General features: G+C 31.9%; 12 protein-coding genes. 9 read left to right on the top strand and 3 right to left on the bottom strand.

The annotated features are described in order from the left end of the window. Nucleotides 1–19 precede the first annotated feature (19 nt). A complete protein-coding gene (locus N4A68_05730) occupies nt 20–1,570 on the bottom strand; it encodes a methylmalonyl-CoA carboxyltransferase (protein MCT4563805.1) in 1,551 nt (516 codons plus the stop codon). Between the two features lie 521 nt (nt 1,571–2,091). Further along, nucleotides 2,092–2,418, bottom strand: a complete 327-nt coding sequence (locus N4A68_05725) for a helix-turn-helix domain-containing protein (protein MCT4563804.1) — start codon at nt 2,416–2,418, stop codon at nt 2,092–2,094. A 226-nt stretch (nt 2,419–2,644) separates the two neighbouring features. Between N4A68_05725 and N4A68_05720 the strand changes: the two genes are divergently transcribed. Then, nucleotides 2,645–2,815 carry an aspartyl-phosphate phosphatase Spo0E family protein gene (locus N4A68_05720; GenBank protein MCT4563803.1) on the top strand — a complete coding sequence of 57 codons (171 nt, stop codon included), beginning with the start codon at nt 2,645–2,647 and terminating at the stop codon, nt 2,813–2,815. Nucleotides 2,816–2,954: 139 nt separating this feature from the next. Beyond that, nucleotides 2,955–3,731, top strand: coding sequence for a transposase (locus tag N4A68_05715; protein MCT4563802.1), 777 nt, complete (start codon nt 2,955–2,957; stop codon nt 3,729–3,731). 232 nt (nt 3,732–3,963) lie between these two features. Here the strand turns inward: N4A68_05715 and ychF are convergent, their stop codons facing one another. Then, nucleotides 3,964–5,058 (bottom strand): redox-regulated ATPase YchF, encoded by a 1,095-nt coding sequence (gene ychF, locus N4A68_05710; GenBank protein ID MCT4563801.1) that lies wholly within the window; start codon nt 5,056–5,058, stop codon nt 3,964–3,966. 603 nt (nt 5,059–5,661) lie between these two features. On the opposite strand from ychF, the gene N4A68_05705 reads away from it, so the two are divergent. The 7 genes from N4A68_05705 (at nt 5,662) to rsmH (ending at nt 12,626) form a co-directional block, all read left to right on the top strand. Further along, a complete protein-coding gene (locus N4A68_05705; protein MCT4563800.1) occupies nt 5,662–6,639 on the top strand; it encodes a hypothetical protein in 978 nt (325 codons plus the stop codon). A gap of 212 nt (nt 6,640–6,851) precedes the next feature. After that, a complete protein-coding gene (locus N4A68_05700) occupies nt 6,852–8,132 on the top strand; it encodes an insulinase family protein (GenBank protein MCT4563799.1) in 1,281 nt (426 codons plus the stop codon). Then, a complete protein-coding gene (locus N4A68_05695) occupies nt 8,132–9,424 on the top strand; it encodes an insulinase family protein (GenBank protein ID MCT4563798.1) in 1,293 nt (430 codons plus the stop codon). The genes N4A68_05700 and N4A68_05695 overlap by 1 nt, the downstream gene beginning before the upstream one ends. Before the next feature lie 308 nt (nt 9,425–9,732). Next, a complete protein-coding gene (gene lgt, locus N4A68_05690; protein ID MCT4563797.1) occupies nt 9,733–10,455 on the top strand; it encodes a prolipoprotein diacylglyceryl transferase in 723 nt (240 codons plus the stop codon). Nucleotides 10,456–10,593: 138 nt separating this feature from the next. Further along, nucleotides 10,594–10,731: a hypothetical protein gene (locus tag N4A68_05685; GenBank protein MCT4563796.1), complete on the top strand. Its 138-nt coding sequence runs from the start codon at nt 10,594–10,596 to the stop codon at nt 10,729–10,731. A gap of 449 nt (nt 10,732–11,180) precedes the next feature. Further along, the gene (gene mraZ, locus N4A68_05680) at nt 11,181–11,612 is read left to right on the top strand and encodes a division/cell wall cluster transcriptional repressor MraZ (GenBank protein ID MCT4563795.1); all 432 of its coding nucleotides are present in this window, start codon (nt 11,181–11,183) and stop codon (nt 11,610–11,612) included. Between the two features lie 78 nt (nt 11,613–11,690). Beyond that, nucleotides 11,691–12,626, top strand: coding sequence for a 16S rRNA (cytosine(1402)-N(4))-methyltransferase RsmH (gene rsmH, locus N4A68_05675; GenBank protein MCT4563794.1), 936 nt, complete (start codon nt 11,691–11,693; stop codon nt 12,624–12,626). The last annotated feature ends 2 nt before the right edge of the window (nt 12,627–12,628 follow it).

Below are 12,628 nucleotides of genomic sequence, written 5' to 3'. Positions count from 1 at the left end.
CCTCTTTTTAGTATTTGTTTTATAGAGGGATGTTTCCATGTTTTTTATCTAATCCATACTCTTCCTTTGAAGATAGTCTATTAAACGCCTTTATAATCTTCTTTCTTGTCTCACTTGGCTCTATTACATCATCTACATAGCCTCTTTCTGCCGCCTTATATGGAGTGGCAAATTCCTCAGTATATTCTGCTATTTTTTTCTCTCTTTGCTTTTCTCCATCCTCGGCATTGGCTATATCTTTTCTAAATATTATGTTTGCAGCCCCCTGAGGCCCCATAACTGCTATTTCAGCACTAGGCCATGCATATACAAAATCCGCCCCTAACTCTTTACAACACATAGCAATATAAGCTCCACCATATGCTTTTCTTGTTACTAATGTAACCTTTGGGACTGTGGCTTCACTATATGCATAAAGCATTTTTGCTCCGTGTCTAATAATCCCACCATATTCTTGATTAGTTCCAGGCAAGAACCCTGGAACATCTACTATCGTTAATAATGGAATATTAAAGGCATCACAAGATCTGATAAATCTTCCGGCCTTATCAGATGCATTTATATCTAGGCATCCGGCCAGTACTGCTGGCTGATTAGCTACAATACCCACCGTACTTCCATTAATTCTAGCAAAACAAGTAACCATATTCTGAGCATAATGTGGTTGAACCTCATAATAATGACCATCATCAACTATTTTTTCAATCACATTTAAAACATTGTAAGGTTTCTTAGGGCTATTAGGTAATACACTATCTAGCTCAGGAATTATCTTATCTACAGCGTCTTTAGCTAAATAAACGGGAGGTTTCTCCTTATTATTTGAAGGTAAGAAGCTTAGTAACATTCTTATCTGTTCAATACACTCTTCATCATTTGGGGCTACAAAATGAGCAACGCCACTTGTTGAATTGTGAGTCATAGCTCCACCTAATTCCTCTGACGAAACCTCTTCACCAGTAACCGTTTTAATTACTTGAGGGCCAGTTATAAACATTTGACTGGTTTGATTAACCATATAGATAAAATCCGTTAATGCGGGAGAATATACTGCACCACCAGCACATGGGCCCATAATTACTGATATCTGAGGAATGAAACCCGACGCTTTTGTGTTTCTGTAAAATATTTTTGCAAACCCAGAAAGAGCATCTACACCTTCCTGAATCCTAGCTCCCCCAGAATCATTCATTCCTACTACTGGAGCCCCTGCCTTTACAGCACCATCTAAAACTTTACATATCTTTGCAGCGTGCATCTCTCCTAATGAACCACCAACCACAGTGAAATCCTGGGCATAAGCATATACAAGTCTTCCATTTACTAAACCGTGACCCGTAACAACCCCTTCTCCTGGAGCATCTAAATTTTCCATTCCAAAATTAGTGCATCTATGCTTTACAAAGCCATCTATTTCTTCAAAGGTACCTTCATCAAATAATAAATTTAATCTTTCTCTAGCTGTTAGCTTTCCTTTTTCATGTTGGCTCTTGATTCTTTTCTCTCCACCACCAGCTTGAATTTTTTCTTTTCTTTTTAGCAAATCATCAATCTTTTGCCTATTATCCATTGTGAAAACCTCCTATGCTATTATTTATATATTTTTCCTTATACTCTTTAAAATAAACTTACTTTTTATTCTGGCACTGTTATAGGGATTTCAGTCAAAACTTTAATTTATACACATCAAAAATTTTGATATGCATAAATTAAGATTTACCCTAAACTCTCTATAGCTTAAGGTATTCTATGAATTGATTTAATGTATGTATTGTGGGCATCTTTTCTCTTGTACAATATAGTCATACTAAACTATTAAATCAAACATAGAATAAACAGTCAAGTGGGTATATCTCCTAGGTTAGTTTTGAAAGTAAAATAATGGAACTGAGGGTGAAGAATATGATATAGAAAAAGGAGTCAAGCACTGATAATTTTACAATTATATAAAACTAGTAGAAAAAAATTGTTTGTAGTAATTATTCAAACTAATTAAAAGGAGCATTACGCCTATTGAAAACATAGTGTAATGCCCTTTTTAAAAATTATTTTATTTGAGATTGTAGGATATGCAAAGGAATATTCAATAATTTAAGAATCTAAATGACCAAACATAACCTTGATCACATCAATGGCCATTTGCTTTTCTTTATCCGTTCTATTTGCTGTTAATTGTAACCACTGCTTTACTAAGGTATCATCTTCTATCTCAAAAGCATCCTTCAACAAATAGTCAATTGATGTACCCAGAGCATTAGCTATCCTAATAAGGGTTTTCACAGTAATATTTCTTTCTCCACGTTCTATGCGACCCATATAGGCAGGTGATACTTCTGCAAATTCCGCAAGCTTTTCTTGAGTCAATCCTATTTTTAAACGTTCTTCACGAATTCTTTTTCCTAAAATACTATTATACATCCAATCACTCCCTTAAGTTAACTTTACATTTAAAGAGAATAAAAATTAACGACCTATAGTACGTAATTTATATTGACTATAGTTCGTGTTACGTGTTAATATTTAACATATAATTCATATAGCATGCTTATTTAGATATAAACAAAAATATTCTATTGAACACATATTAAAAAGGAGTTTATAGTTCTAAAAATTCAAAAATATATTTTAAGAAAGGGTAATTAAAGTGAAAAAATCAAAGAATAATCAAAGATATATAAAGGAGAGAATGGAAGCCCTAAGATTAGCCTTAAACAAAATATATGTTGAACGAGGTAATACTACAGAGGTAGTAAAAATAAGTCAAGAACTTGATGATTATATTATAATAGAGCAAAAAAAGAAATTAGGGGAGTAATAAGAAGGAGTTAAGGTAAGGGTTAAGAAAAAAAGTACGCAGGGACAGGTTCGTTGTCCTTTAATGATAAAAGTACGCAGGGACAGGTTCATTGTCCTTTAATGACCAATATGATAAACTGGGCATAGAGGTGAGGAAAATGGCAAGGAAGGCTAGAGAAAAAAGTGAAAGCGGAATATACCATATAATGCTTAGGGGAATAAACAGACAGAATATATTTGAAGATGATGAAGACAAAGAAAGATTTATTGAAAGAATAAAATACTATAAAACTATAAGTGAGTATAAAGTCTATGGATATTGTTTAATGGATAACCATGTACATTTGCTAATAAAAGAAGAAAAAGAATCGATATCAAATGCAATCAAAAGAATTAGTAGCAGTTATGTACATTGGTATAATAACAAGTATGAGAGATGTGGTCATTTATTTCAGGAGCGATATAAAAGTGAAGTTGTTGAAAATGATGAGTATTTTTTAACAGTTCTTAGATACATTCATCAAAATCCAATAAAAGCTGGAAAAATTGAAAATATAGTGGATTATAAATGGAGCAGTTATAAAGAATATATAGGACAAGGAACAATAATAGATACAGATTTTGCATTGAGAATGCTTTCAGAAGATAGAAAGAAATCCATAGAGGAGTTTGAGAAATACTCAAAAGAAAAGAATAATGATGAGTGTTTAGAATATAAAGAAAAAAAGAGAAAAACGGATAATGAAGTAAGAGAAAACCTTAGAAAAATGGGAATTAAGAATATAAGCGAATTACAAAAACTTGAAAAAGATAAAAGAAATGAGATCATAAGAAAAATAAAGGGACAAGAAGGGGTTACTATAAGGCAAATATCTAGGATAACAGGAATATCTAAAAGTGTCATCCATAAGATTAGCAACATATTAGGACGATGAACCTGTCCCTGCGTCCTTCCGTCCTTCTGCCCCTTCGTCCTTCGAAAGAAGAAGGCAACGGATAGTTTATCAAAAAGGTTAGGGGGTATCAAATGATAATATTTTGGTGGTGTTGCACCAAGGTTGTGCCCAAAACCAATAACTTTGTTATGATATTAATGAATTAACCGCTATATTCCAGTTAAATTAAGGAGTATAGCGGTTTTATTTATATAAAAATATGGTTTTTTATTTAAACGTTAAACCTAAACAATATAACATCCCCATCCTTAACCACATACTCCTTACCCTCAAGTCTAACAAGTCCCTTGTCTTTAGCTGCTGACATAGTTCCATGTTCCTTAAGGTCTTCATAGGCAATAGTTTCCGCTCTGATAAATCCTCTTTCTATATCCGAGTGAATTTTACCAGCTGCTTGGGGAGCCTTTGTGCCTCTTCTGATGGTCCAAGCCCTAACTTCTTGGGGGCCAGCTGTTAAGAAGCTGATGAGGTCTAGTAAGTGATAGCTTGACTTTATAAGCTTGTCTAAGCCAGATTCTTTGAGTCCTAGCTCCTTGAGGAATGCATCCTTTTCTTCATCGTCAATTTCAGCTATCTCTTGTTCTATCTTAGCACTGATCACTACTACCTCAGCACCCTCAGTTTTAGCAAAATCTCTAACCTCCTGAACGAATGAGTTCTCTCCATCATTTTCAATCAAATCATCCTCAGATACATTAGCACAGTATATGATTGGTTTAGCCGATAATAGTTGAAGAGTCTTTACGAATGACCATTCATCATCACTAAGCTCCATAGCCCTTACGCTAATCCCTTGTTCTAAAGTAGCCTTGATTTTTTCAAGTATTGTTAATTCTCCTTGAAGACTTTTATCCCCCTTAAGGGCCTTTCTTGTCTTAGTAAGTCTTCTATCTACTAACTCTTCGTCAGAGAAAATAAGCTCAAGATTTATAGTTTCAATGTCCTTTAAAGGACCTATTTTGCCGTCAACATGAACCACATTTTCGTCTTCAAAGCATCTTACGACATGTATGATAGCTGCAACCTCTCTGATGTGTCCAAGGAACTGATTCCCTAAACCTTCTCCCTTAGAAGCACCCTTAACAAGTCCTGCGATATCATAGAACTCTATGGCTGTATTTATAATCTTTTTAGAGTCATATACCCTTTGTAATATTTCTAATCTTTCATCGGGTACAGATACAACGCCTACATTTGGCTCTATGGTACAAAATGGATAGTTTGCTGATTCTGCTCCTGCTTTAGTAATAGCATTGAAAAGAGTACTCTTACCTACATTTGGTAATCCTACTATTCCTAACTTCATAAATATTCTTCCTTTCGCTTCATTGATAGATTTGTCGAGACCTAGGATTATGAAAAAAACAAGTTCATTAATTTAAGCCAGATTATTCATGGAATCTTTGAAAAAGTACAAGTAGTTTTGACTTCTAAGACGTTTATTAAGGTGGAAGTCATTTTTTTCATAATCCTAGCATACAGAATAAATTATAATGCAATTATGCCTTTAAAGCAATAGCTAGGTGAGCAAATTGCATAATTACTTTCTACAAAAATTATCTGTTATATATAGTTTTAAAAGCCCTAAATTTATACCCTCAAATACGCTTATATCTTAAGTAATTAAATCAAGAACGATATTCCTATATTAGGCTTAGCCAAGTAAGAGTTATGCAATTTCCTCACATAAACATATTTTCCTATGTGACAAATAAAATATATAAAGGAGATGATATTTATTAATAATAAATTTTTCATATTTATAAAGGCTTTGCTATTAAGCTTATTAATAATAGGTTTTCTCATTTTCGATGGTAATATAGAAAGAATTTTTATAATAACATTAATGTTAACACTTATAAATATCTTAAGAAGTATAAAACTGGAAATAAAATGGGGACTTTTGTTTTTGATAGGACTTGGGGCAGGATATGTTTTGGGAAATACTATATTATATTATTCCGTTATAGGGATTAATAATAATGACTATCAAAATAGTAATATAAAAAATGAGAAAAAACTTACAAAGCCAGCTGTTATAATCTTTTCAGGGGGCGAGCCTAATGAATATGAAACCTTTAATATTTTAAAGAATATATATAAGGAAGAAAAAATAATGAATAAAGCCCATGGGCCCATTATGGCTTCACAATATAAGCTTGCATATGAGAAAGTTGGAAATAGTAAGTATGTGGATTTATGTAAGAGGATAAATGAAAACTTAAGTCTTCGCTTGGGAACAGATTACGACTTATATTCAGCATATTTCAACATAGAACCAGATATTTATGAAGAGGTCAATATACTTAGTAGGCAATATGAAAAATTAATACTAGTACCATTAATGCTTAGCGAATCAAAGGAATATAAGAAATTTAAAAATACAATTGATGAGGGAGTTTTGAATAATAATACAGATATTAAGATTGTGCCATTCCTTTGGAATAGTCAGAAGTTAGCGAGACAAGTGTCAGATAAAGCAATGGAATTGGTAGAAAGAAAAAATATATATTCCACTGGCATGATTCTTTTGATTTCAAATGATGAAAGCTTTTATGAGCAAAGTATTCTTAGTAATGAGGTTGTACGTAAAATGGCAAAATCAAAATTTCAAGAGGAAAAAATTATTTGCATGAAATACAATAATGATGACCTTCTCTTAAAATCTATAAAGGGTCTAAAGTTAAAGGGAGCCAATAATATCATAGTTATTAGTATATCAAGCTTGCATAATGGCATAAGGGAACAAAATAAAATAAATAAATTAATAAAAAAAATAGAGAAAAGGGATTTAATTAAAATACAGCATATAAGTGGATGGGGAATAGGAGATGATCTCTTAAATGAATTAGAATACAGGATCAGAATAACTAATTTAAAAAATTAAATATTATAGGGTATTACTTAAATAAAATATATAGTAAAATAAATATGATGCTAATTTTTGGTAAATTCATGAATTTTATGTTTGTTTTTATAACATAATAAAAGTATCTGTAGATAATATATAGGGTTTTCATAGTAAAAATTAAGGTTTTGACTGGAATCTCTATAACACAATAGTAAAGGGAAATACATTTATAAAAGGGAGGTAATGAATTGCTAAAAATACTTGAGCAAACGGAATTAAGTAAATCTGTTAGATTACATGTTATAAAATCTAATAAATTTAAAACAAATTTGATAGGTGTATATATTAGAAGACCCTTGAAAAAAGAAGAAGCCACAAAAAATGCTTTGTTATCTATGCTTTTAACAAAGGGAATAAAGGAATATCCCTCTTTTCTTGAGCTTAATAGAAAACTTGAGGATTTATATGGCGGGATATTGATTAGTGATGTGGCCAAAAAAGGTGAAAAGCATATATTGAAGATTAAAATGCAGCTTCCAAATAGTAAGTATATTAATAACAAGGATATTTTAAAAGAGGGACTACAAATAATCAATGGAGTGCTTAATAAGCAGGTTATCCATGATGGTGGGTTTAAAAAGGAAAGTTTCCTACAGGAAAAGGCTAATCTAAGGGAAAAAATTGAAGGTAGAATTAATGATAAAATGAGATTTGCAGTGGATAGATGCGTTGAGGTAATGTGTGAGGATGAGAATTACAGCATATATGAATATGGTAGTGTAGAGGATTTAGATAAGATTGATGAAAAAGGTTTATATGAATATTATCAAAATGTTTTATGCACTTCTCCTATGGACATATTTATAGTAGGTGACGTTGAGGAGGATAAAGTAAAAGAGCTTTTTAAAGAGACACTACAATTTAAAAGAGACGATATCATAACTATGCCTAGGGAAGAGATATCAAAGAAAATTACAGATATAAAAGAAGCAGAGGATAGATTTAACATAAATCAAGGTAAACTGACCCTCGGATATAGGACAAATATTCCATATGATAGTGAATTGTATGAAAGTTCTATAATATTTTCAAATATTTTGGGAGGCGGACCTAATTCAAAGCTTTTTAAAAATGTAAGGGAGAAGGAGAGTCTTTGCTACTATATCTTTTCTAGAATTGACAAATTTAAATCAATTATGCTTGTAGGTAGTGGTGTTGAGTTTGAAAACTTTGAGAAAACTAAAAAGCTAGTAATTGAGGAAGTGGATTCACTAAAGGATGGTAATTTTACTGAGGAAGACATTGATATTGCCAAGAAATCTATTATTACTTCTATAGAGTCCTTAACTGATACTCCAAATGTTCTCATGGACTTTCTATATTCTCAAATTTTAAGTGATTCACTTGATAATATAGAGAATATAATAGAAAAAATTAAATCGGCAGATAAAGAATCTATACTAGCAGCTGGAAAGAAATTTGAATTAGATACAATATACTTCCTTAGTAAAGAAGAGGAGGGAAGATAATGGTTCAAAAAGAAATATATAGTGAAATACTTAAGGAAAAAATAAGCTTTAGAAAATTAGAAAATGGACTTGAGATATTTGTGCTTCCTAAAAGGGATTATACTAAAAAATATGCTATATTTGGGACCCGATATGGTTCCATAGATAATAAATTTATTGTTCCAGGGGATAAAAATACCACTGAAGTGCCCGAGGGCATCGCTCATTTTTTGGAGCATAAGCTATTTGAGAGTGAAGAGGGTGGTGTCTTTGAAAGATTTTCAAAATTGGGTTCTAGTGTAAATGCATATACCAATTTTAATTCCACATGTTATTTATTCTCCTGTACTGATAATTTCTATGAAAATCTTAGTATACTTATTGATTTTGTTCAATCTCCATATCTAACCGATGAGAATGTTGAAAAGGAAAAAGGTATAATTGAGCAGGAAATAAGGATGTATGAGGATAATCCAAATTGGAAGGTGTTTTTCAATGGACTCCGAGGTTTATATGCTAATCATCCAGTGAAAATTGATATAGCAGGGACTGTAGATAGTATATATAGGATAAATAAGGAACAGTTATATAAATGCTATAACACATTTTATGTTCCAAATAATATGGTGGTATTTGTAGTTGGAGATGTGGATGTTGATGAGACATGTAACACTATAGAAAGGAATCTAAAGCCAACCTTTAAGAGGATTGAAGGGGAAGTTGAGAGAATTTTGCCTACTGAACAAAATGATGTATATGAAAAGAGGATAGAAGAGAAACTATCGGTTTCTATGCCTTTGTTTAATATTGCATTTAAAAATACGAATAATTTTATTCACAGCAAAGATCTTTTAAGAAACGATATACAAACTAGAGTTATCTTGGATACGGTTTTTGGCAGCAGCTCTAAACTGTATAAAAAATTATATGATGATGGTTTGATAAATGAGAATTTTGAAAGTGAGTATACCTTTGATATCTCCTATGGACATTCAATTATTGGGGGAGAGTCAAAGCATCCTGAAAAAATTTATGAAATCATATCAGAAGAAATAAATAGAATAAAGAGTAATGGTTTAAATAAAGAAGACTTTGAAAGGGTTAAGAAAAAGTCTATTGGACAGCATATTAGTTCCTATAATTCAGTTGAATTCATTGGAAATACCTTTACTTCATATTATTTCAAAGGAATAAATCTTTTTGATTATATTACTGAACTCACAAATTTAGACTTTGAAAGTGTTTCAAAAAGATTTAATGATCATTTTAATCTTGATAAAAGTGTTTTATCTTTGATTAAACCTAATAAATAGCTTGAAAATATCAATAATGTATGTGTATAATAAATTTAGGCATATTCAAAAAATAAACTGGTCATCTTACTCGTTCTTTTGATTCTTTTCGCCCAAACTCAATCACTTGCATACAGTGAGTATGAGCGTGACTGAGTGCCTAGAAAATAATCAAAATTACTTCGTAACCTGACTTGTTTATTTTTTTCATATGCCTCAGTTGCCTTGCCATGGCAACTAAATTTTTGTAAGCTATTTCTTTTAAGGATGACCCTCAACTTAAAAATTAGAAATTACAGCTTTGAACTTGAAATTGAGGAGTGAGTATAATGGATCCAATTGCATTTGAAGTATTTGGTATCGCAGTACGCTGGTATGGGATATTGATTTCTTTAGGAATGGTACTAGGTACTATTTTAGCACTTAAAGAATCAAAACGCCTTGGCTTAGATGAAAATTTAATATTAGACTTTATTATAGTTATGATTCCCTGTGCAATAGTTGGGGCACGATTATATTATGTGATTTTTAATTGGAGTCATTATAATGGAAATATAATGGAAATGATAAACATTAGAGCAGGTGGCTTAGCTATTCATGGTGGAGTGATTGGAGGCGTAATAGCTGGGATAATTTTTACGAGGGTTAAAGGATTAAAATTTTGGCAGTTAGCTGATATAATTGCTCCAAGTTTAATTTTAGGTCAAGCAATAGGTAGATGGGGAAATTTTATCAACCAAGAAGCCCACGGTGGACCTACGGACTTGCCATGGGGAATTGTAGTTGATGGCATAAAGGTTCATCCGACCTTTTTATATGAATCTATTTGGAATTTTATGATTTTTATTTTCTTGATGATATATAAAAAGAAAAAGAAATTTAATGGTGAGGTATTTTTTCTATATCTTATACTTTATTCCATTGGAAGATTTTTCATTGAAGGTATGAGGACTGATAGCTTAATGCTTGGGCCTCTGAGAGTTGCACAGGTTTTAAGTCTTTCACTTGTATTAACTTTTACATATATTTTATTAAGAAAGAGAAGAAAGTAATTTGAATGAATCTCATATTGTAACTGAATTGAAATGATTTTGTAAAAAAGTAGTTATTGACATTAAATGCCATTTATAGTATCATATTAACAAAATCTGTCGGTTGATAATATAATATTTTAAATTTGGGGTGAAAGTATGTCACATCTTAGTACTTCTATGGAAGAAATACATAGCTTGCAAGAGAAATTAGATGACGTAGTGGAGTGCGATGATTTACAAGATGTTTTAACTATTAGTAATGAAATAGACACTCTTATAAAAGTCAATCTTTAGTAAAAATGAGTAAAGAAACCTTGATATAAGGTGTACCTTAAGTGGTACACCTTTAGGCTGTTGACAAACCCGAATTTCTTCGTTGTTACTTCAACCAAGAACCCTTACGTATGTCTGTATACGCTGCGGTCTCTCGGTTTCAGCACGCCTTGAACTTCGGATTTCTCAACAGCCTGACATCTTGTTGACTTTGTCAACAATCTGAGGTGTACCTTAAGTGGTACACCTTTATTTTTTTGTAGAATTTCATATATATCATATAGGAAATTAGTTTATTACATCATTAGACCTAAGTACGTAGTTCCATAACCCTTGTCAAATTTAGTACAAAAATACTAGAAAAAAAATTAAAAAATAAGAAGGAAAAGACATATTACTATAGAATTAAACTATTAGTGGTCAAAAGTGGGTAATGGTGGGTTAGTTTCCCTTAAAGTGGAGTGAAGTTTATGTTTATTGGGGAATACTTATATACAATTGATAAAAAGGGAAGAATAAATATTCCAGCTAAATTCAGAGAAGAATTAGGGGAAAGGTTCTTTTTAACAAAGGGGCTTGATAATTGTCTTTTCGTTTTTCCTGAAAGAGAATGGAATATTTTTGAAAATAAGTTAAAACAATTACCCCTCACAAATAAAAATGCTAGGGCATTTGTTAGATTGTTTTTTTCTGGTGCAACGGAATGTAGTCTGGATAAGCAAGGGAGGGTTACGATCCCGCAAAATGTAAGGGAATTCTCCCAACTTGAAAAAGAAGTAGCAATAATTGGAGTTTCAACGAGGATTGAGATATGGAGTAAAGACAATTGGGATAAATATAATGATACTGCAAATATTAGTTATGGTGATATAGCTGAGCAAATGGCAGATTTAGGTATATAAAAGGTTAAAGCCTGTAGGTTAAGAGCCGTAAATTAATAATCAGAATAAACCTACAACCATAGAGAGGGAAGGTATAATATGGAATTCAAACATGAGACGGTGCTATTAAATGAAACCGTAGAAAATTTAAATATAAAGCCCGACGGTATATATGTTGATGGTACTTTAGGGGGAGGAGGACATTCTGAGCTTATATGCTCCAAGCTTGACGATAATGGTCTATTGATTGGTATAGATCAGGATGAAGATGCATTAAGATTTACAAAGGAAAAATTAAAAAGGTTTTCAAATAAGCTGAAGCTCGTAAACAACAATTTTTCAAATATTAAAGGTATATTAGATAGTTTAGGCATTGAAAAAATCAATGGGATGATAATGGATTTAGGTGTTTCCTCTTACCAACTGGATAAAGGTGAAAGAGGTTTTTCATATATGCAGGATGCAGAGCTTGACATGAGGATGGACAGAAAAAAGGACTTAACTGCTAAAGAGGTGGTTAATACATATTCGGAAGAGGAATTAAATAAAGTCATAAAACTATATGGTGAAGAAAAATGGGCCTCAAGGATTGCAAAATTTATAATTGAGGCAAGGAAGGATAAGGACATTGAAACTACAGGTGAATTAGTGGACATAATCAAGGGAGCAATACCTGCAGGAGCAAGAAGAAATGGCCCTCACCCGGCAAAGAGAACGTTTCAAGCCATAAGGATAGAAGTGAATAATGAACTTGGAATACTTGAAAGAACCGTTAAGGATATATCTGAAAGATTAGAGAAAAAAGGAAGAATAAGTATAATTACCTTCCATTCATTAGAAGATAGAATAATAAAAAATGTTTATAGAGACCTTAGCAAGGGTTGTATTTGTCCACCGGAATTACCTATATGTCAGTGTGATAATAAACCAATGCTAAAGGTGATTACTAGAAAACCAATATATCCTTCGGATATGGAAGTAGAAAACAATCCTAGAGCTAGAAGTGCTAAGCTTAGAGTAGCTGAAAGGATTTAATG

The organism is Maledivibacter sp. (assembly GCA_025210375.1).
Taxonomy (GTDB): Bacteria; Bacillota; Clostridia; order Peptostreptococcales; family Caminicellaceae; genus JAOASB01.
This window is presented reverse-complemented; position numbering and strand designations above follow the sequence as displayed.

What these genes read in the sequence shown, in the direction of transcription:
- N4A68_05730 (MCT4563805.1), bottom strand. Translation starts at nt 1,570, where the DNA reads ATGGATAATAGGCAAAAGATTGATGATTTGCTAAAAAGAAAAGAAAAA.
- N4A68_05725 (MCT4563804.1), bottom strand. Translation starts at nt 2,418, where the DNA reads ATGTATAATAGTATTTTAGGAAAAAGAATTCGTGAAGAACGTTTAAAA.
- N4A68_05715 (MCT4563802.1), top strand. Translation starts at nt 2,955, where the DNA reads ATGGCAAGGAAGGCTAGAGAAAAAAGTGAAAGCGGAATATACCATATA.
- ychF (MCT4563801.1), bottom strand. Translation starts at nt 5,058, where the DNA reads ATGAAGTTAGGAATAGTAGGATTACCAAATGTAGGTAAGAGTACTCTT.
- N4A68_05695 (MCT4563798.1), top strand. Translation starts at nt 8,132, where the DNA reads ATGGTTCAAAAAGAAATATATAGTGAAATACTTAAGGAAAAAATAAGC.
- lgt (MCT4563797.1), top strand. Translation starts at nt 9,733, where the DNA reads ATGGATCCAATTGCATTTGAAGTATTTGGTATCGCAGTACGCTGGTAT.
- N4A68_05685 (MCT4563796.1), top strand. Translation starts at nt 10,594, where the DNA reads ATGTCACATCTTAGTACTTCTATGGAAGAAATACATAGCTTGCAAGAG.
- mraZ (MCT4563795.1), top strand. Translation starts at nt 11,181, where the DNA reads ATGTTTATTGGGGAATACTTATATACAATTGATAAAAAGGGAAGAATA.
- rsmH (MCT4563794.1), top strand. Translation starts at nt 11,691, where the DNA reads ATGGAATTCAAACATGAGACGGTGCTATTAAATGAAACCGTAGAAAAT.